Raw genomic sequence first — 19795 nt, forward strand, 5'->3', positions numbered from 1 at the left:
CGTCAGGGCTGGTGCTCGGTATGCTGCATCACGATCAACTCGGCACCGTCGTTGCGCACATTCCCTACGTCCTTGCCCACCGCAAACCACTCGAACGCCTCCACCGGCAGGCATCGCTCCCGCGCCAGGCGTTCGGCTTGTGCGGCTGGCACATCAGCGTCAATCCACGCGCGCGCGTCCGCCGGCCCCAGCACCAGAGGCCGGCGGTCATGGATGTCGACCATTCCCTCATCACTGGCGGCGGTGATGATCACGAAGCCATCGCCCTCGCTGGGCGCCAGCCCCGTGTGCACTTCGGCTAACGCGGCCATGAACATCGGCGCGCGGCTTTTCAGGCGGATGTAATAGGGCTGCTTGCGCTTGGCATCGTGCGGGTCGGCCACCCATTCGTACCAACCATCCGCCATTACCAAGGCCCGCCCCTGAGGCCACAGAGCCTTGAAGAACTTGCCGGTGGTCACTGTCTCGACCCGCGCATTGATGGGGGCCGGGTGTTTGCGAGTGGCCCAGAAAGGTGCCCAGCCCCAGTGGCAAGGGTCGATGCGCAGGCCGTGCTCGGCATTGTGCAGGATCAGCACCCGGCTGCCGGGGGCAACGTTGTAGCGTCCGATTGGCAGGTTGTCGTAGCCGCTGATTACGTCCTGTTCGGCGTCCAGTTCACGCAGGTAATCGGCCAGGCCCTGATATTGAGCGAAGCGTCCGCACATGGCATCTACCCCCACTTGTCGAAATTTCCTACGCCGAAATTGACCTGATACTCAGCAGGTCGATACTGTATCTATATACAGTTAATTTCAAGGCCGTGCCATGACATCCATCCTGGGCCCCATCACCTGCGGTAGCGGTGTTGTTCCACGTTATCTGTTCCGTATCCCGGCAGGCTTTCCGTCACCGGCGGCGGATCACATGGAGCAGCCCATTTCGCTGGACGAACTGTTCAACCTGCGCGCCCCGCACATGTATCTGGTCAGGATAGACGGCGACAGCATGCAGGGCGCCGGGATCTTCGACGGCGACCTGGTGCTGGTCGACCGCTCCCTCGAAGCGCGGCATGGCCAGATCGTGATCGCTGCGGTCAATGGCGAGCCGCTGTGCAAGCGGCTGCACCGCATTGGCGGGCAGGTGGCGTTGCGCTCGGAGAATCCGCGTTACCCGCCGAGGTACATCCTCGAAGGCGACGAGTTGACGATCTGGGGCGTGGTGACGTTCAGCGTCCGCAGCCATGACCTGAAATAGCGGCGCAGCCCGTTCAGCGCAGCAGGCCAAGCCCTGCAAAGGTAGCCCCGGCGCACACTGCGTGGGATCTTCGGCAAGGCCTTGGCGGTGGCCATGTGCTGGGGTTTCTCGACGCTGCGCATCGCGGGGCCTCGGCCTGGTGGCTACGTTCGAAACTGTAGGAGCCCTGGCCCAGGATGCAAATCGGATGAGCGGGTAGCAGCATCCGCGCAGCGATGTGTTTAACTGTATATGAATACAGTATTTGTGTTGCCGCCCGATGAATCCTTCTCCCGTTTTCGCCCTGATCGATTGCAACAGCTTCTACGCCAGTTGCGAGCGTGTGTTCCGCCCCGATCTGTTGCGCACACCCATCGTCGTGTTGAGCAACAACGACGGCTGCATCATCGCCCGCAGCGCCGAGGCCAAGCAGTGGGTGAAGATGGGCCAGCCGTATTATGAGGTGAAGGAGCTGCTGCACCGCCATGGTGTCGTGGCTTTTTCATCCAACTACGCGCTGTACGGCGACATGAGCCAGCGCGTAATGACGGTAATCGAAGGCATGGTCCCGGCACTGGAGGTGTATTCCATCGACGAAGCCTTCGCGGACCTGGCCGGCGTGCCTGGCGACCTCGACTACCTTGGCCGTTGCATTCGCGAGCGGGTGCTCAAGCACACCGGCATCCCCGTGGGCGTTGGCATCGCCGGCACCAAGACCCTGGCCAAGCTGGCCAACCATGCGGCCAAGCGCTGGGCGGTGCACAGCGGCGGGGTGGTCGACCTGCGGGTTGCGTCGCATCGTGAGTGGGTGCTGAAAAAGTGCGACGTGTCCGAGGTCTGGGGCATCGGCAAGCGCCTCACCGCGCATCTGCAGGGCTTGGGCATCCGCACGGCCTGGGACCTGTCCCGCGCCGAGCCGGGCTTGTTGCGCAAGACCTTCAGCGTGGTGGTGGAAAAGACCGCGCGCGAACTGGCCGGCACGCCGTGCCTGCAACTGCAGGACATCGATCCGCCACGCCAGGAAATCTGTTGCAGCCGTATGTTCGGCCAGCGCCTGACCGAACTGGCGCCCATCAAGGAAGCAGTAGCCACCTACGTGATGCGCGCCTCGGAGAAGCTGCGTGGCCAGGGTTCACTGGCGAGCAAGATGCGTGTCAGCATCCGTACCGGCATGTTCAACCCGGACGAAGCCAAGTATGCCAATGGCGTGGTGGTGCAGTTGCCATACCCTACCGATGACGTGCGGCTGCTCACGCGCATGGCCCTGGAGGCGGTGGGCCGGGTGTATCGGCAGGGCTTTCGCTACAGCAAGGCAGAGGTGTTGCTGTTGCAGTTGTGCCGGCGCGGGGAGTTCACCGGCGACTTGTTTACGCCGTCGCAGACGCTGCAGACGGAGCGGGTGATGAGCGTGATCGACGGTGTGAATGCGCGCTGGGGCAGGGGCACGCTGCGCAGTGCGGCGGTGCCGGCGGCGGCGCAATGGGCGATGCGGCGTGAGTTGATGAGCGCAGGCTTTACCACGCAGGTGGATGGGTTGTGGCGGGTAAACCGCGCGCCCACAGAGCGCCGGTGCACCTAAATACTCAAGCGCACCGCCAACGCCGCCAATGTCACCAGCAACACCGGTACCGTCAGCAGTACCCCGACCTTCAAGAAATACCCCCAGCCAATGCTGACCCCTTTGCGCGCCAGCACATGCAGCCCCAGGTTCGACACCACCACCACCACCACCAGCGGCAGGCTGGCGGTGTCGGCGATGAAACCTGCGCCCATCACGTAGGCCAGAGTCGCGGCAGGCGAGAAGCGCAGCGCCAGCAGCATCGACATGACGAGGTCTCGATGGGCCAAAGAGGCCGCCACAGAGTAGGGCAAGCTCGGGCGTTTCAGCAAAGTTCCGTTACAAACATGTAAGTTTCGTAAATAAGATTTAAACTCATTTGAGAATCACTATATTTACCACCCCTATTGACCTCCACATTGTGTTTGCGAGGGCGGTGGGCGAGGGCTCTCCGGCCTGGCAAGGATGTGCCTTTCGCTCATGAACCGCAGGAGATGTACCGATGCAATCCAGAACCTCACCCAACAGCCTGGCCCTGGCGTTCGTCGCGCTGGCCTCGCCGGCCATGGTCGCGACCGCAGCCCACGCCGAAGAGCAACGCACGGGTGAAGTGCTGGAAGTACCGGTTGCTGAAAATGCCCTGGTCATCCAGGACACCCTCGTCACCGCCGAGCGCGAGGCGCGGCAGGCACTGGGTTCGTCGATCATCACCGAAGAAGACATCAAACGTCACCCCCCGAGCAATGACCTGTCCGAGCTGATCCGTCGCGAGCCTGGGGTCAACCTGACCGGCAACAGCGCCAGCGGTGCGCGCGGCAACAACCGGCAGATCGACCTGCGCGGCATGGGGCCGGAAAACACCTTGATCCTCATCGACGGCAAGCCTTCGAACGCCCGTAACGCCGTGCGCTACGGCTGGAACGGCGACCGCGACACCCGTGGCGAAACCAACTGGGTGCCGGCTGAAGCGGTCGAGCGCATCGAGATCCTGCGCGGGCCGGCGGCGGCGCGTTACGGCTCCGGCGCCATGGGTGGGGTGGTCAACATCATCACCAAGCGCCCGACCGATGAGCTCAAGGGCAGCGTCAGCCTGTACACGCAGATGCCCGAAGACAGCGCTGAGGGTGCCAGCCGCCGCGCCAACTTCAACCTGGGCGGCGGGCTCACCGAAAACCTTGGGTTCCGCCTGTACGGTGGCCTGGCCAAGACCGATGCCGACGACCTGGACATCAACGCCAGCCATGCCAACAGTGCGTTGTCGGCTGGCCGCGAAGGCGTGCGCAACAAGGACATCAACGGCCTGTTGAGCTGGAAGCTCAACGACGAGCACCGCCTCGAAGCCAGCGCCGGCTATAGCCGCCAAGGCAACCTCTACGCCGGCGACACCATGAACAGCAACGGTGGCAGCAATGTCGAGCTGATCTCCAGCCTGTATGGCCACGAGACCAACGTGATGCAACGCAACACCTACGACCTGACGCACCTGGGCGATTTTACCTGGGGTACCAGCAAGACCACCCTGGCCTATGAATACGTGCGCAACTGGCGCCTCAATGAAGGCCTGGCCGGTGGCCCGGAAGGCGCGATCAACGACAGCGGCGCGGCCATGTCGCGGCTGCGCAATACACGCCTGAGCAGCGAAGTGAACCTGCCGTTCGCGATGGGCAGCACCGAACATGTGCTGACCCTTGGGGGGGAGTACCTGTACGAGTCGCTGAACGATCAGGGCTCGTTCCGCCCGCAGAGTTTCGACCCGAGCGGCGGTGGCAACGACGCGATCAGCGGCTTCGATCGCAGCAACTCGAAGATGACCGCCAAGAGCTACGCGCTGTTCGTCGAAGACAACATCATTGTTGGCGACACCACCGTCACCCCGGGCCTGCGCTTCGACCACCACGAAACCTTCGGCGACAACTTCAGCCCTAGCCTGAACCTGTCGCACAAGCTGACCGAGGCGCTGTCGCTCAAGGGCGGTATCGCCCGGGCCTACAAGGTGCCGAACCTGTACCAGTCCAACCCCAATTACCTGCTCTACAGCCGGGGTAACGGTTGCAGCGTGCAGCAGACCAACTCCGGTGGCTGCTACCTGCAGGGCAACGCCGACCTCAAGCCCGAGATCAGCGTCAACAAGGAGATCGGCCTGCTGTACGACCGTGGCACCTGGCGTACCAGCGCGACCTACTTCCGCAACGACTACAAGAACAAGATCATCGGTGACACCGATGTGCTCTACACCATCAACAGCGGCCGTCGCGTGACCCAGTGGGAGAACGCCGGCGAGGCGCGCGTGGAAGGTATCGAGGGCAACTTCTTCATCGAGCTGACCCCGACCCTGGACTGGAACACCAACCTGACCTGGATGCTCGACAACGACAGCCGCGAGACTGGCGAACCGCTGTCGGTGATCCCGGAATACACGGTCAATACCACCCTCGACTGGCGCGCCACCGACAAGCTGTCGTTCCAGGTCGCGGGTACGTACTTCGGCAAGCAGAAATCGCCGACCTACAACTACCGCACCCAGGAAAGCTACGACCAGGATGCGCAGCAGGATGTGGAAGCCTACGGCCTGGTGGACGTGAGCACGGGCTACAAATTCAACGCCAACTATGACGTGCGGGTGGGGGTGAACAACGTGTTCGACAAACAGATCCTGCGCGGTGGCAATGCCAGCAGCTCGGGGGCCAATACCTATAACCAACCGGGTCGGGCGGTGTTTGCCTCGTTGAACATCACCTTCTGACCCCTGGGGCCGCTGTGCGGCCCTTTGCGATCGGTCGGCGCGAAGCAAGGCCGCTCCTGTACGCAGGCGCGGCCTTGCTTCGCGCCCCATCATGACCTTTGAGGGACACCCGATGATCCAAGCCCCCGCCTGGCTGCAGATCCTCTCCCGCAGCGCGGCCGCACTGTTTGGCGGCTACGCCCTCAGCTACGCCGCCAGTGCCTGCCTGGCCCGGTTGTTGCCGCTTTCAGCCGCCGATGCAGTCATTGTCGCGACCCTGCCAGCGTTCGTCTTCTACACCGGCGCAATCCTCTGGGCCTTTGCCAGCCGTGATGCCGTGCGCGCCTGGGCACCCTTGGCCCTCGCCGCACCGCTGGCATTGCTCGGCTTCTGGCCGCAGGCATTGGGGTGGCTGGCATGAAGAATACCTTCACACAATCGATGGCCTGGCTGCATACCTGGGCCGGGCTGATCTTCGGCTGGCTGTTGTTCGCCATCTTCGTCACCGGCACCCTGGCGGTGTTCGACAAGGAACTCGACCACTGGATGCAGCCAGAGGTCCCGGCTACCGAGGTTTCCCAGGCCGATGCCGCGCGACGGGCCGTTGCCTACCTGCAGGCCCATGAACCGCAGGCCGGCAACTGGGGCATCAGCCTGCCGACCGAACGCTCGCCGGGGTTGCGCGTATCCACCGGCGACCGTCGCCATGGCGGTGGCGTGCAGCTCGACCCGCGAACCGGCGAGGCCATCGAGGTGCGTGACAGCGTTGGCGGCAACTTCTTTTTCCGCTTCCATTTCACCCTCGACCTGCCGCGCAACTGGGGCATCTTCGTGGTTGGTGCGTTGGCGCTGGTGATGCTGGCCGCATTGGTCACCGGCATCGTGATCCACAAGAAAATCTTCAAAGAGTTCTTCACCTTCCGGCCCAACAAGGGCCAACGTTCGTGGCTGGACTTTCACAATGCCAGCGCTGTGCTGTTGCTACCGTTCCACCTGATGATCACCTATACCGGGCTGGTGATCTTCATGCTCATCTACATCCCGGCAGGGGTCGATGCGCTGTTCGAAGGCGACAGCCGCGCCTACTTCAATGCCCAGGGCAATGCCCGCCTGGAGCAGCCTCGGCAGCTGGCCAGGCAGCCGGGCCAACTGGTCGATGTAGCACCCTTGCTGGCCCAGGCCGAGGCTCGGCTGGGGCCGCTGGGCGGCCTCAACATCCGCAACCCCAACACGGCCGGTGCGCGCATCGAAATCCGCCCCGAGCTGGGCAACCGCATCGCCCTCGCCAAAGGCCAGGCCATGGTCTTCGATGGCGTCAGTGGCGAGCTGCTCAGCGATGTACCGCAATGGCGCGCGGCCCCCCTGACCCAGCGGGTGATGGTCGGCCTGCACTTCGCGCAGTTTGGCGGTTACCCGATGCGCTGGTTGTACTTCATCTGTGGGCTGGTCAGTTGCGTGATGATCGCCAGTGGGTTGGTGCTGTTCTGCGTCAAGCGTGGGCGCAAGTATGGCAACGGCACGGCCCAGGCTTCGGCGCGGCGCTGGTACCGGGTGGCCGAAGTGTGCAATGTCGGTTTCATCAGCGGCTTGCTGCTGGCCTGCGTGGCCCTGCTGTGGGCCAGCCGCGTACTGCCGGTCGAGCTGGCGCAACGGGAAAGCTGGGAAGTGCGTACGTTCTTCGGTGTGTGGGTGTTGGCGCTGTTGCATGCAGGCGTCAGGCCGGCCCGGCGGGCTTGGGTCGAGCAACTGCTGCTGGTGGCCGTGCTGTGCATCGGCTTGGGCGCACTGGGCGGCGTGGGGGATGCGATGCGCGTGGGGGTGGTACTCAGTGCCCTGGTGATGGGCGTTTTGCTGGGGCTGGTGGCGTGGCGGGTGGGCAAAGCGGTACCGGCGCCGATCCGGGCCAAAGCTGGGCGCAATGTGGAGGCTGGCGCATGATGATGTGGGTCACAGGTGGCGTGTTGTTCGCCTACGTCGGCATGCTCGGGCTGTGCCAAGGCCTGGAACGGCATTACAAGCAGGTATGGCAGCGGCCCTGCCCACGTGCGCTGCGTGTGGGGTTGCGCGGCGCGGGATGGCTCGCGTTGCTGGTCAGCCTGCTGTTGTGCGCTCAAGCCTGGGGGTGGGCCATGGGGCCGGTGGTCTGGCTGGGCGCGATGTCGTTGTCGGGGATGCTGCTGGTGATGCTGCTGCCGTACTGGCCACGGCTGGCCGTCGGCTTGGCGGCGGTTGTGCCTGTGTGGGGGATGGTGCAGCTGTTTGGGTGATGCCCGTTACTGAGCAGGGGTCAGGCCCAAAAGCCAAACAGCAGCAACGCTGCAACGCCTAGGCCCATTGCAATCGAACACCCCCCCAACGACAGCGCCGCGCGCCCTTGGCGGTACCAACCGTCCTGGCCAAGTTGCCGGGCCGGGGCCAGCAGGCTGCGCCAGCGCAACTCGGTGTCGTGAAACGCCTGCAAGTTCGCCGGGTCGGCATCCAGCCAGCGGCGAAAGTCGATGCGCTCGCACGCGGTCACGTGGGGGCTCTGCAGGCGCACGTACCATTGCCCGGCAACGCTCGCCAGCACATCGAGGCGCGAACGGCCTGCCTGCAGCGCCTGGTTCATATGGCGCTCGATGCTGCTCAACGGCAAATCAAGCCGGGCAGAGAGGGTGGCGAAATCCAGTTGGTCAAGACGGTTGAGCAGGAACACTTGCTGGACGCGTCGGGGCAGGCGTTTCAGGGCATGCAGCAGGGCGTCTTCGGCAGCGTGCTCGGCAGTGGCGGTGGGGTGTTCAAGGGGCAGCAGCAGACGTGTCATGGACAGCTCCTTGCTCAAAAGGGGAGGTGTGGGGGCATCTTCCTTGATGCCTCATCAGCGTAGGTGAAACGAGATTGATTCTCAAGTGCTGATTCGGCAAAGTTTTGTAATGAGCGTTCACGGTCTGACACACTTTTGCTATCATGCCGGCCACTCACGATCTTCATTAGCCTGAAGAGCAAAAAAAAAGACCCGGCAAAAAGCCGGGTCAAAAACCGTGATTAGCCTGATGAGGAGATAATCTGAGAGCGACCTAAGCTCCAGGTTATCCAGCAGATCTCGCGATCAGCTGAGTGCAATAATAATCGTTATCATTTGCCAGTCAAATGATTTTTCGCTAATTCGGTAAAATAGTTTTACCGATGCGCTTCCTTGTCCCGGCAATCGGGGCCTTTGCCGTTACCCGGCCATCACGTATCTCCCTTCCTTGTTACCTACAAACCCGTCTGCGCGGTGCGTTTGTGCTCCAGCAGTGCGCGCGCCATGTCCATCATGTGCATCAATGCGAAGGTCAACTCGCGCTGGGTGCCTTGCTGATGGACAGCGGTTTCCTGCGCCGTGGCGGCGGCGCAGCGGAGCAGGGCGATGGCGTGCTCCTGGGCTTGCTCACCGCTTACGCCTTCGTGGAGCGTCCAGATCTTGTTCTCGGTACTGGGGCGCGTCGGGTTGGGGTTGAGGTAGTAGTCGAGGGCGCGGCGGGCCGCTTCGCTGTCGAGATCTGTTTCGTCGTTTTGCGGTGGTTTCATCCTGATACCTGCGAATGCCAATAGGGAAAGGGTTCAGGTCGATACTAATACCTAAAGTATTTTCGCGCTTTCTGATAAATAATACTGAATGTTTATTGAGCGCCGGAAGGCAGTCCGTATCGTGCCAGCGATGAATATGGATAAATGGATTGCCCTCGTCCGTGACCGGATGGAGGAGCTAGGGCTTACTCAAGAGCAGCTTGCCGAGCGCGTTGGCGTGTCGCAAGGCAGCGTAGGGCATTGGGTGAACAAGCGGCGACAACCGAAGATCGAGTCGATGAACCGAACGTTCATCGAGCTTGGCATGCCTCATTACAATGTCAGCTTACGGCTGCGCATCGTGGGGCAGGTTGGCGAGGTGCGAGGCATCTATGATGTGGATGATGCCGACGACGACCTGGATCTCATGCAATACATCGTGTGTTTCCGCTACCCGGTACTGAGTTGGGATGAACTCGGTGCAGAGGCGCTGGCGGAGCCTGTTGCATACGAGCAGACGGACTACATGGCCCAGGGCAAGGCGTTCTGGCTGACCGTTGAAAACGATGCGATGAGTGCCGCCAGTGGCCGCAGTGTGCCGCAGGGCATGCGCATGCTGGTGGACCCAGGGGTGGAGGCTGAGCCGGGGCGCTTGGTCATCGCCCGCCAACCGGGCAAGCAGGCGATTTTCCGTGAGCTGGCCGAAGAGGGTGGCCAGCTGTACCTGAAGGCGCTGAACAGCAGCTACCCGGCACTGTTGTGCGAGGAGGGCTGCGTGTTTCTGGGCGTGGTCGTGCGGGTGCATGGGGCGTTTTGACTGCTGGTTTTTGTAGCGCCCATGTGATCGAGCGCCGCCCGCGCGGCACTCGATCGCATAGACACCCCAGGCCTCAAGCCGGCCCGCCTTGAATCATTCCACCAATTCGACCAGCACCGTCCCTTCGCTGACCATATCCCCTTCCTGACAGAACAGCGCCTTCACCGCCCCAGCATGCGGTGCGCGAATGCTGTGCTCCATCTTCATCGCCTCCAGTACCACCAGCGCGGTACCGGCCTCCACCACCTGCCCCGGCTCGACCAGCACCCGCACGATGCTGCCGTTCATGGGCGCGCCCAGGCCACCTTGGTGGCTATGGCTGGCCTCAGCCTCGGCAATCGGGTCGAAGGCTTCGATGGCGTGCATCTCGCCCTCCCAGCGCAGGTACAAGGTGCCACCGCGGCGTATCGCCAGGTGCTGACGGCGCACGCCTTCCTGGTCGTGCACCAGTTGCTCGCCATCGAGCTGCCAGGTAGAGGCCGCGCTGTGTTCCAGCGCCACTGCCTGGTCCTGCCCGGCACTGGCCAGATGCAGACAGCTACGCGCTGGCAGCCCCAGGCGCAGGCCGTTGCGCTCAGCCCACGGCGAACGGTTGTCGTCGTCCCGTTGCTGACCGGCCTGGCCCTGTAGCCAGGCTTCGGCGGCCGCCTCCCAGAAAGGTGCTGGCAGCGCTTGCGGGGCGGGCAGCAAAACATCCTGGTGACGCGGGATGAACCCGGTGTCGAGCTCGGCCTCGGCAAACGCCGGGTGGGCGAGAATGCGCCGCAGGAAGGCGATGTTGGTCTTCAACCCGCCGATGGCGAACTCGTCCAGCATCGCCAGCAAGCGCAGGCGAGCCTGTTCACGGTCCTCGCCCCAGGCAATCAGCTTGCCCAACATGGGGTCGTAGAACGGCGACACCTCGTCACCCTCGCTGACTCCGCTGTCCACCCGACGGCCTTCGCCCGGGGTCGACTCGCGGTACAGGGCCAGCTTGCCAGTGGCTGGCAGGAAGCCGTTGGCCGGGTCTTCGGCATACAGGCGCACCTCGATGGCATGGCCGATCAGCGGCACCTGTGCCTGCGTGATCGGCAATGCCTCGCCGCGCGCCACGCGGATTTGCCAGGCCACTAGATCAAGGCCGGTGATGGCTTCGGTAACCGGGTGTTCGACCTGCAGGCGGGTGTTCATCTCCATGAAGAAGAACTCGCCGCGGGCATCGAGCAGGAACTCCACCGTGCCCGCACCCACATAGCCGATGGCCTGAGCAGCGCGCACCGCGGCCTCGCCCATGGCCTGGCGCTGCGCGGGGGACAGGCCAGGGGCAGGGGCTTCTTCGACCACTTTCTGGTGGCGGCGCTGGATCGAGCAGTCACGTTCGTTGAGGTACAGGCAGTTGCCGTGCTGGTCGGCGAACACCTGGATTTCTACGTGGCGTGGCTTGAGTACGTACTTTTCCACCAGCATGCGAGCATCGCCAAACGACGATTGCGCCTCACGCTGCGCCGAGGCCAAGGCGTCGGCCAGTTGGCTTTCGTCCTCGACCACTTTCATGCCTTTGCCGCCACCACCGGCGCTGGCCTTGAGCAGCACCGGGTAGCCGATGCGTTCGGCGGCGGCACGGAAGGTGTCCAGGTCCTGGGCTTCACCGTGGTAGCCCGGCACCAGCGGCACGCCGGCCGCGTCCATCAGGGCCTTGGCCGCCGACTTGCTGCCCATCGCGTCGATGGCGCTGGCCGGTGGGCCGAGGAAGATCAGCCCGGCGTCTTCGATGGCGCGGGCAAAGCCTGCGTTTTCGGAAAGAAAGCCATAGCCCGGGTGGATGGCTTGGGCGCCGCTGGCCTTGGCCGCGGCAAGCAGTTTGTCCACCAGCAAGTAGCTTTCGGCGGCCTTGGTGCCGCCGAGGTCGACGCGGATATCGGCTTCGCGGCTGTGCCGTGCGTCACGGTCGGTGGCGCTGTGCACGGCAACGGTGGTCAGGCCCATGGCCTTGGCGGTGCGCATCACCCGGCAGGCAATCTCGCCGCGGTTGGCGACCAGCAGGGTGGTCAACGGGGTGCGGCTCATGGGCGCGGCTCCTTGTTATCGTCGGTTTGCCAGGCTGGGCGGCGCTTTTCGAGGAAGGCGCGCAGGCCCTCCTGGCCTTCGGCGCTGACGCGGATGCGAGCGATGGTGTTTTCGCAGTAGCGGCGCAGGGCAGGGCTCAGCTCGCCGTCATCGACCTCGCGCAGCAGGTCTTTGCTGGCGCGCAGGGCTTGCGGGCTGTTGAGCAGCAGGTTGGCCACCCAGGCTTCGACCTGGGCATCCAGTTCATGGGCCGGGTACACCTCGGCCAGCAGCCCCAGTTCACGGGCGCGCACGCCGCTGAAGCGTTCGGCGGTCAGGGCATAGCGGCGCGTGGCGCGCTCGCCGATGGCCTTGACCACGAACGGGCTGATGACCGCCGGGGCCAGGCCGATGCGCACTTCCGAAAGGCACAGCTGGGCGTCTTCGGCGCCGATGGCCATGTCGCAGCAACTGATCAGGCCCAACGCGCCACCAAAGGCCGCGCCTTGCACCACGGCCAGGGTCGGCGCCTTGAACCGGTGCAGGGTGTACATCAGCTCGCCCAGCTCGTGGGCGTCATCGAGGTTGGTGTTGAAGTCCAGTTGTGCCGACTGTTGCATCCAGGCCAGGTCGGCGCCGGCGCTGAAGTGCCGGCCACGGCCACGCAGCAGCAGAAAACGCAGGCTGCTGTCTTCGGCTAGCTGGCCGAGGGCGACGATCAGCTCGCGGATCATCTGGGCGTTGAAAGCGTTGTTCTTGTCTTCGCGGCTGAGCCACAGGGTGGCGAAGCCGCGAGGGTCGTTGACCACTTCAAGGGTGCTGAAATCGCTCATGGATCACATCCGGAAAATGCCGAAGCGGCTCTGTTCGATCGGGGCGTTCAGCGCGGCGGACAACGCCAGGCCGAGCACGTCGCGGGTCTGTGCCGGGTCGATCACGCCGTCGTCCCACAGCCGGGCGCTGGAGTAGTAGGGGTGGCCCTGGTGCTCGTACTGGTCGAGGATCGGCTGCTTGAGCCTGGCCTCGTCCTCGGCGCTGAAGGGCTGGCCGCTGCGCTCGCTTTGTTCGCGTTTGACCTGGGCTAGCACGCCTGCGGCCTGCTCGGCGCCCATCACGCCGATGCGTGCGTTAGGCCACATCCACAGCATGCGTGGGTCGTAGGCGCGGCCGCACATGCCATAGTTGCCGGCGCCGAAGCTGCCGCCGATGATTACCGTGAACTTCGGTACCTGGGCGCAGGCCACTGCGGTCACCAGCTTGGCGCCATGCTTGGCGATGCCGCCTTCCTCGTACTTCTTGCCGACCATGAAGCCGGTGATGTTCTGCAGGAACAGCAGCGGGATGCCGCGCTGGCAGGCCAGTTCGATGAAGTGCGCGCCCTTTTGCGCGGCCTCGGCGAACAGAATGCCGTTGTTGGCCAGGATCGCTATCGGGTAGCCGTGCAGGTGGGCGAAGCCACACACCAGGGTGGTGCCGAACAGTGCCTTGAACTCATCGAACACCGAGCCATCGACCAGGCGGGCAATGACCTCGCGCACGTCGAACGGCTGCTTGGCGTCTGCCGGTACCACGCCGTACAGCTCATCGGCAGGATACAGCGGGGCGATCGGCGCCTGGCGCTGCAAGGTGCCCAGCTTGTGCCAGTTGAGGTTGGCCACGCTGCGCCGGGCCAGGGCCAAGGCGTGTTCGTCATTGTCGGCGTAATGGTCGGCCACGCCGCTGATGCGGCAGTGCACATCGGCGCCGCCGAGGTCTTCGGCGCTCACCACCTCACCGGTGGCGGCCTTCACCAGCGGCGGGCCGGCCAGGAAGATGGTGGCCTGCTGGCGGACCATGATCGCTTCGTCGGCCATGGCCGGCACATAGGCCCCGCCGGCGGTACACGAGCCCATCACCACGGCGATCTGCGGGATGCCCAGCGCGCTCATGTTGGCCTGGTTGAAGAAGATCCGCCCGAAGTGCTCGCGGTCAGGGAACACTTCGTCCTGACGCGGCAGGTTGGCGCCACCGGAATCGACCAGGTAGATGCACGGCAGGCGGTTCTGCAGGGCGATGGTTTGCGCGCGCAGGTGTTTCTTGACCGTCAGCGGGTAGTAGGAGCCGCCTTTGACCGTGGCGTCGTTGGCCACGATCATGCACTCCACGCCTTCGACTCGGCCGATGCCGGCAATCACGCCCGCAGCGGGCACGTCTTCGCCATACACCTCATGGGCGGCCAACTGGCCGATTTCGAGGAAGGGTGAGCCTGCGTCCAGCAGGCGGTCGATACGCTCGCGCGGTAGCAGTTTGCCGCGCGAGGTATGCCGCTCCTGGGCCTTGGGGCCGCCGCCCTGGGCGATGTGGGCAAGCAGGCCACGCAGGGCCTGGACCTGTTCGAGCATGGCCGCGCTGTTGCCGGCGAACTCCGCCGAACGCGGGTTGATCTGGGTGTGCAAGGTAGCCATGTGCGCCCGTCCCTTGTGCTCAGCGGGTTTCGTTGAACAGTTCGCGGCCGATCAGCATCCGGCGGATTTCGCTGGTGCCGGCGCCGATCTCGTAGAGTTTCGCGTCGCGCAGCAGGCGCCCGGCCGGGAACTCGTTGATGTAGCCGTTGCCGCCGAGAATCTGGATAGCCTCCAGGGCCATTTGCGTGGCGCGTTCGGCGGTATAGAGGATGACCCCGGCAGCGTCCTTGCGGGTGGTCTCGCCACGGTCGCAGGCCTGGGCCACGGCGTACAGGTAGGCGCGGCTGGCGTTGAGCTGGGTGTACATGTCGGCGATCTTGCCCTGGATCAGCTGGAACTCGCCGATGCTCTGGCCAAATTGCTTGCGGTCGTGGATGTAGGGCACTACCAGGTCCATGCAGCTTTGCATGATGCCAGTCGGGCCGCCGGAGAGCACCACGCGCTCGTAGTCCAGGCCGCTCATCAGTACGCGTACGCCGCCGTTGAGCTGGCCGAGGATGTTCTCTTCGGGCACCTCGACGTCATCGAAGAACAGCTCGCAGGTGTTGGAGCCGCGCATGCCCAGCTTGTCGAACTTGTTGCTGCGGCTGAAGCCGTTCCAGTCACGTTCGACGATGAACGCAGTGATGCCGTGTGCGCCCTTGTCCAGGTCGGTCTTGGCGTAGATCACGTAGGTGTTGGCGTCGGGGCCATTGGTGATCCAGGTCTTGCTGCCGTTGAGCACGTAGCGGTCGCCGCGTTTTTCGGCGCGCAGCTTCATCGAGACCACGTCGGAGCCGGCGTTGGGCTCGCTCATGGCCAACGCGCCGATGTGTTCGCCGCTGATCAGCTTGGGCAGGTACTTGAGCTTTTGCTCATGGGTGCCGTTGCGGTTGATCTGGTTGACGCAGAGGTTGGAGTGCGCGCCGTAGGACAGTGCCACCGAGGCCGAGCCCCGGCTGATTTCTTCCATCGACACCACATGGGCCAGGTAGCCCAGGCCAGCGCCGCCGTATTCTTCCGATACGGTGATGCCCAGCAGGCCCATGTCACCGAATTTGCGCCACATGTCGGCAGGGAACAGGTTGTCGTGGTCGATTTGCGCGGCACGCTGCGCCAGTTCGGCGGCGACGAAGCTGCGCACCTGGTCGCGGAGCATGTCGATGGTCTCGCCCAGGGCGAAGTTCAGGGAGGGGTAATGCATGGGGGCACCTTCTTGTTCTTGAAATAGGGAAAGCACAGTGTCTTTTTCACCTTTACGTTAACGTAAACCTGCCTTCTATTACTGTCAATCTCAGCATCACCTTTACGTAAACGTAAATCTGCGCCAGAGTATCTCCCGCTTGCTTCAATCGTGCCCAGAACAACCACAAGAAGGGACACCCATGAGTCAACCGAGCTATACCTGCGGTCGCCAGGACCGGCCCTTGCTGACCCTGACCATCGGCCAGGCCTTCGACGCCACTGTGGCCCGTTACCCCGACCGCGAAGCGTTGGTGGTGCGCCATCAGGGCCTGCGGTACACCTGGGGGCAGTTGGCCGAACAGGTCGATGTACACGCCCGCGCCTTGATGGCCCTGGGCGTGGGCACCGCCGACCGGGTCGGCATCTGGGCGCCCAACTGCGCCCAGTGGTGCATCCTGCAACTGGCCAGCGCCAAGGTCGGCGCGATTCTGGTCAACATCAACCCGGCCTACCGCGTGGGTGAGCTGGAATACGTGCTGCGGCAGTCTGGCTGCCGCTGGCTGGTGTGCGCCGATACCTTCAAGACGTCCGATTACCACGCCATGGTCCAGGAGCTGGTACCGGAACTGGCTGCAGCGGCCCCCGGTGAGCTGGCCAGCGAACGCTTGCCCGATCTGCACGGGGTGATCAGCCTGGCCTGCAACCCGCCGCAGGGCTTTCTGCCCTGGCCTGCGCTGGCAGAGCGGGCAGGGCAGACGCCTGCCGAAGCCTACCAGGCCCGCCAGCAGAGCCTGCAGTTCGACCAGCCGGTGAACATCCAGTACACCTCCGGTACCACTGGCGCACCCAAGGGGGCGACGCTCAGCCACTACAACATCCTCAACAACGGTTTCATGGTCGGCGAGAGCCTGGGCCTGACCAGCGACGACCGCATGGTGATCCCGGTGCCGTTGTACCACTGCTTCGGCATGGTCATGGCCAACCTCGGTTGCATTACCCATGGCAGCACGATGGTCTACCCCAATGACGCCTTCGATGCCGAGCTGACCCTGCGAGCGGTTGCCGAAGAGCGCGCCAGCATCCTCTACGGCGTGCCCACCATGTTCATCGCCATGCTCGACCACCCGGCCCGCCAGGGCATGGACCTCTCGACCCTGCGCAGCGGCATCATGGCCGGCGCCACCTGCCCGATCGAGGTGATGCGCCGGGTCATCGACCAGATGCACATGGCCCAGGTGCAGATCGCCTACGGCATGACCGAGACCAGCCCGGTATCGCTGCAGACCGGCCCGGATGACGCGCTTGAACTGCGCGTGACCACGGTCGGCCGCACCCAGCCGCAGCTGGAGAACAAGCTGGTGGATGCCGACGGCTGCATCGTACCCAGGGGCGAAATCGGCGAATTGTGCACCCGTGGCTACAGCGTGATGCTGGGATACTGGGACAATCCGCAGGCCACGGCAGATGCCATCGACCCCGCGGGGTGGATGCACTCGGGCGACCTGGCGGTGATGGACGAAGAGGGCCATGTGCGCATCGTCGGGCGCAACAAGGACATGATCATCCGCGGTGGCGAGAACATCTATCCACGCGAGCTGGAGGAGTTCTTCTATACCCACCCGGCGGTGGCCGATGCGCAGGTGATCGGCATTCCGTGCAGCAAATATGGCGAAGAGGTGGTGGCCTGGATCAAGCTGCATCCGGGGCATAGCGCTACGGTTGAGGAGCTGCACGGCTGGTGCAAGGCACGTATCGCGCATTACAAGGTGCCGCGGCATTTCCGCTTTGTCGACGAGTTCCCGATGACGGTGACGGGCAAGGTGCAGAAGTTTCGGATGCGCGAAATCAGCTCGGCGGAAATTTCGGCGGTCTCTGCGGGTTGACAGGTTTGCGCTGCCGGCCTCTTCGCGGGTAAGCCCGCGAAGAGGCCAGTGCAGCCACTGTAAAAGCCTCTATCCTTAAGCCTTCACTGGTGGCTCCTGGCTCGGCGGGTCGCCCACTGTCGGCGGTACCGTCGGCTTGATCGGCAGCTCGTCCGGGTCTTCTTCCGGTACGGGCGGCGGCAAGCTGGGGTCGTCGATGTTGGGATCGGGTGTCTCCGGTGGAATGGGAATGTTCATGGCCTGACCTCGCGTGGGTGAATGAAGAGGTGCTGCAGGCTCTGACTGTCAGGGGCTGCCATTCGCTCAATTTTTTTGAACCCCCACGCCCGCGCTCGGCTCTGAACCCTTACCGCCACCAGCCTAAGGGAGCAAGGTCCGATGTCACGAAACGAGCCCTTCCAGAGCGTGCCTGCGGCGAATGATCACCCGGACCAGGCCATTAGCCTGTCCCAGGCGCTGCTGGCGCCGCGCATCGTGATCGAAGGCACGCAACCCGCGCTCGACGGTGGTACGTTCGCCGTCAAGGCCATCAGCGGCCAGGCGGTCGCAGTCAGCAGCAAGGTCTACAGCGACGGCCACGACCGCCTGGCCGTGATGCTCAATTGGCGCCAGGCGAACAGCCGGCGCTGGCACTGCGTGCCGATGCAGTCGCCGGGCAATGACCTGTGGCTGGCCGAGTTCACCCCGACCGAGCTCGGCCCGCACCTGTTCAGCATCGAAGCCTGGATCGACCCGTTCGCCACCTACTGCCACGACTTGGAGAAAAAGTACCACGCCGGGGTGGAGGTGAAGCTGGAGCTGGAAGAAGGCAGGTTGATGCTGGGCAAAGGCATCGAGCTGAGCCAAGGCGCGTTGCGTGACGAACTGCAAGCCGTGCAGCAGCGCTTGCCTGGGTTGAGCGCCGATGACCAAGTGGCGGTGTTTCTGAGCGAGAGCACCGCGCGCCTGATGAGCGAGGCCGAGCACCGCAGCTACTTGACCCGCAGCAGTGACTTCCCCCTCGACGTCGACCGCCCCGCCGCGCAATTCGCCAGTTGGTACGAGCTGTTTCCGCGTTCGATCACCGACAGCCCCGAGCGCCACGGCACCTTCAATGACGTGCACGAACGCCTGCCGATGATCCGCGACATGGGCTTTGACGTGCTGTATTTCCCACCCATTCATCCGATTGGCAAGCAGCACCGCAAGGGCCGCAACAATGCCTTGCAGGCAGCGCCCAGCGACCCGGGCAGCCCATACGCCATCGGCAGCGACGAAGGCGGGCACGATGCCATTCATCCTGAATTGGGCACCCGTGAAGACTTCCGCCGCCTGGTAGCCGCCGCTGCCGAGCATGGCCTGGAAATCGCCCTGGATTTCGCCATCCAGTGCTCCCAGGACCACCCGTGGCTCAAACAGCACCCTGGTTGGTTCAGCTGGCGCCCCGACGGCACCATCCGCTATGCGGAAAACCCGCCGAAGAAGTACCAGGACATCGTCAACGTCGACTTCTACGCCCCCGACGCCGTGCCTGCGCTGTGGCTGGCGCTGCGCGATGTGGTGGTCGGCTGGGTCGAGGAGGGCGTCAAGACCTTCCGCGTCGACAACCCGCACACCAAGCCGTTGCCATTCTGGCAATGGCTGATCGCCAATGTGCGCAGCCAGCACCCGGACGTGATCTTTCTCGCCGAAGCCTTCACCAAGCCTGCAATGATGGCGCGCCTGGGTAAGGTCGGCTACGCGCAGAGCTACACCTATTTCACCTGGCGCAACACCAAGCAGGAATTGCGCGAGTTCTACGAACAGCTCAACCAGCCACCGTGGAGCCTGTGCTACCGGCCCAACTTCTTCGTCAACACACCCGACATCAACCCGTTTTTCCTGCACACCTCAGGGCGTGCCGGTTTTCTCATTCGCGCGGCCCTCGCCACCATGGGGTCGGGGTTGTGGGGCATGTATTCGGGCTTCGAGCTGTGCGAAGCCACACCGCTGCCCGGCAAGGAGGAATACCTCGATTCGGAGAAGTACGAAATCCGCCCGCGTGATTTCACCCAACCCGGCAACATCATTGCCGAGATCGCCCAGCTCAACCGAATTCGCCGGCAGAACCGCGCCCTGCAGACGCACCTGGGGGTGGCGTTCTTCAATTGCTGGAACGACAACATCCTGTACTTCGCCAAGCGCACGCCCGAGCGCGACAACTTCATCCTGGTGGCCATCAGCCTGGACCCGCACAACGCCCAGGAAGCCAGCTTCGAGTTGCCGCTGTGGGAGTTGGGGCTGGACGACAATGCCGACACGTTGGGTGAAGACTTGATGAACGGCCACCGCTGGACCTGGCACGGCAAGACCCAGTGGATGCGTATCGAACCCTGGCATCAGCCGTTTGGTATCTGGCGCATAGAAAAGGCCCGTTAGTCCCTCAGGGGCGGTGCTGAACCCGCAATTGAAAGGAGTCAC

Annotated in this window: 18 protein-coding genes and 1 pseudogene; 9 read left to right on the plus strand and 10 right to left on the minus strand. The window is 63.8% G+C overall.

Annotated features, from left to right (window positions below; translation table 11 throughout):
- Nucleotides 1-2: 2 nt before the first annotated feature.
- Complete coding sequence (locus LOY26_RS08495; RefSeq protein ID WP_258714588.1) at nt 3-707, minus strand: SOS response-associated peptidase family protein; 705 nt, start codon at nt 705-707, stop codon at nt 3-5.
- 100 nt (nt 708-807) lie between these two features.
- Between LOY26_RS08495 and LOY26_RS08500 the strand changes: the two genes are divergently transcribed.
- Nucleotides 808-1236 carry a LexA family transcriptional regulator gene (locus LOY26_RS08500; protein WP_033696667.1) on the plus strand — a complete coding sequence of 143 codons (429 nt, stop codon included), beginning with the start codon at nt 808-810 and terminating at the stop codon, nt 1234-1236.
- A gap of 259 nt (nt 1237-1495) precedes the next feature.
- Nucleotides 1496-2794 carry a Y-family DNA polymerase gene (locus LOY26_RS08505; protein ID WP_258714589.1) on the plus strand — a complete coding sequence of 433 codons (1299 nt, stop codon included), beginning with the start codon at nt 1496-1498 and terminating at the stop codon, nt 2792-2794.
- Here LOY26_RS08505 and LOY26_RS27005 read toward each other — a convergent pair.
- Together LOY26_RS27005 and LOY26_RS27010 are read right to left on the minus strand one after the other, a co-directional pair.
- Complete coding sequence (locus tag LOY26_RS27005; protein WP_408980771.1) at nt 2791-2943, minus strand: ArsB/NhaD family transporter; 153 nt, start codon at nt 2941-2943, stop codon at nt 2791-2793. The two genes, LOY26_RS08505 and LOY26_RS27005, sit on opposite strands and share 4 nt — an antisense overlap.
- Nucleotides 2916-3048, minus strand: a pseudogene (locus LOY26_RS27010) (ArsB/NhaD family transporter); the annotation flags it as partial. The gene LOY26_RS27005 and the pseudogene LOY26_RS27010, both read right to left, overlap by 28 nt.
- Nucleotides 3049-3275: 227 nt before the next feature.
- Between LOY26_RS27010 and LOY26_RS08515 the strand changes: the two are divergent.
- From LOY26_RS08515 to LOY26_RS08530, 4 genes are all read left to right on the plus strand, one after another.
- The gene (locus LOY26_RS08515; RefSeq protein WP_258714590.1) at nt 3276-5516 is read left to right on the plus strand and encodes a TonB-dependent siderophore receptor; all 2241 of its coding nucleotides are present in this window, start codon (nt 3276-3278) and stop codon (nt 5514-5516) included.
- Nucleotides 5517-5628: 112 nt separating this feature from the next.
- Complete coding sequence (locus tag LOY26_RS08520; RefSeq protein WP_033696671.1) at nt 5629-5916, plus strand: hypothetical protein; 288 nt, start codon at nt 5629-5631, stop codon at nt 5914-5916.
- Complete coding sequence (locus LOY26_RS08525; protein ID WP_033696672.1) at nt 5913-7433, plus strand: PepSY domain-containing protein; 1521 nt, start codon at nt 5913-5915, stop codon at nt 7431-7433. Before LOY26_RS08520 ends, LOY26_RS08525 begins: the two co-directional genes overlap by 4 nt.
- The gene (locus LOY26_RS08530) at nt 7430-7762 is read left to right on the plus strand and encodes a DUF3325 domain-containing protein (RefSeq protein ID WP_258714591.1); all 333 of its coding nucleotides are present in this window, start codon (nt 7430-7432) and stop codon (nt 7760-7762) included. The genes LOY26_RS08525 and LOY26_RS08530 overlap by 4 nt, the downstream gene beginning before the upstream one ends.
- A 20-nt stretch (nt 7763-7782) precedes the next feature.
- Here the strand turns inward: LOY26_RS08530 and LOY26_RS08535 are convergent, their stop codons facing one another.
- Nucleotides 7783-8298, minus strand: a complete 516-nt coding sequence (locus tag LOY26_RS08535; protein WP_033696674.1) for a DUF4880 domain-containing protein — start codon at nt 8296-8298, stop codon at nt 7783-7785.
- 434 nt (nt 8299-8732) lie between these two features.
- The gene (locus LOY26_RS08540; RefSeq protein ID WP_033696675.1) at nt 8733-9044 is read right to left on the minus strand and encodes a DUF6124 family protein; all 312 of its coding nucleotides are present in this window, start codon (nt 9042-9044) and stop codon (nt 8733-8735) included.
- An 88-nt stretch (nt 9045-9132) separates the two neighbouring features.
- On the opposite strand from LOY26_RS08540, the gene LOY26_RS08545 reads away from it, so the two are divergent.
- Entirely contained in the window at nt 9133-9840 is a 708-nt protein-coding gene (locus tag LOY26_RS08545; protein ID WP_095064378.1) for a LexA family transcriptional regulator, read from the plus strand.
- Nucleotides 9841-9933: 93 nt separating this feature from the next.
- On the opposite strand, the gene LOY26_RS08550 is transcribed toward LOY26_RS08545, so the two are convergent.
- The 4 genes from LOY26_RS08550 to LOY26_RS08565 are packed head-to-tail and all read right to left on the minus strand — an operon-like array spanning nt 9934 to nt 15492.
- A complete protein-coding gene (locus LOY26_RS08550) occupies nt 9934-11886 on the minus strand; it encodes an acetyl/propionyl/methylcrotonyl-CoA carboxylase subunit alpha (RefSeq protein WP_033696677.1) in 1953 nt (650 codons plus the stop codon).
- The gene (locus tag LOY26_RS08555; RefSeq protein WP_033696678.1) at nt 11883-12698 is read right to left on the minus strand and encodes a gamma-carboxygeranoyl-CoA hydratase; all 816 of its coding nucleotides are present in this window, start codon (nt 12696-12698) and stop codon (nt 11883-11885) included. The genes LOY26_RS08550 and LOY26_RS08555 overlap by 4 nt, the downstream gene beginning before the upstream one ends.
- Before the next feature lie 3 nt (nt 12699-12701).
- A complete protein-coding gene (locus tag LOY26_RS08560) occupies nt 12702-14309 on the minus strand; it encodes a carboxyl transferase domain-containing protein (RefSeq protein WP_033696679.1) in 1608 nt (535 codons plus the stop codon).
- A 19-nt stretch (nt 14310-14328) separates the two neighbouring features.
- The gene (locus tag LOY26_RS08565) at nt 14329-15492 is read right to left on the minus strand and encodes an isovaleryl-CoA dehydrogenase (RefSeq protein WP_258714592.1); all 1164 of its coding nucleotides are present in this window, start codon (nt 15490-15492) and stop codon (nt 14329-14331) included.
- A gap of 181 nt (nt 15493-15673) precedes the next feature.
- Between LOY26_RS08565 and LOY26_RS08570 the strand changes: the two genes are divergently transcribed.
- Nucleotides 15674-17356 (plus strand): AMP-binding protein, encoded by a 1683-nt coding sequence (locus tag LOY26_RS08570; RefSeq protein WP_258714593.1) that lies wholly within the window; start codon nt 15674-15676, stop codon nt 17354-17356.
- Between the two features lie 75 nt (nt 17357-17431).
- On the opposite strand, the gene LOY26_RS08575 is transcribed toward LOY26_RS08570, so the two are convergent.
- Nucleotides 17432-17593, minus strand: a complete 162-nt coding sequence (locus LOY26_RS08575; protein ID WP_003251307.1) for a hypothetical protein — start codon at nt 17591-17593, stop codon at nt 17432-17434.
- Between the two features lie 141 nt (nt 17594-17734).
- On the opposite strand from LOY26_RS08575, the gene LOY26_RS08580 reads away from it, so the two are divergent.
- Complete coding sequence (locus tag LOY26_RS08580; protein ID WP_258714594.1) at nt 17735-19753, plus strand: alpha-1,4-glucan--maltose-1-phosphate maltosyltransferase; 2019 nt, start codon at nt 17735-17737, stop codon at nt 19751-19753.
- Nucleotides 19754-19795 lie beyond the last annotated feature (42 nt).

Source organism: Pseudomonas sp. B21-047, from assembly GCF_024748775.1.
Classification (GTDB): domain Bacteria; phylum Pseudomonadota; class Gammaproteobacteria; order Pseudomonadales; family Pseudomonadaceae; genus Aquipseudomonas; species Aquipseudomonas capeferrum.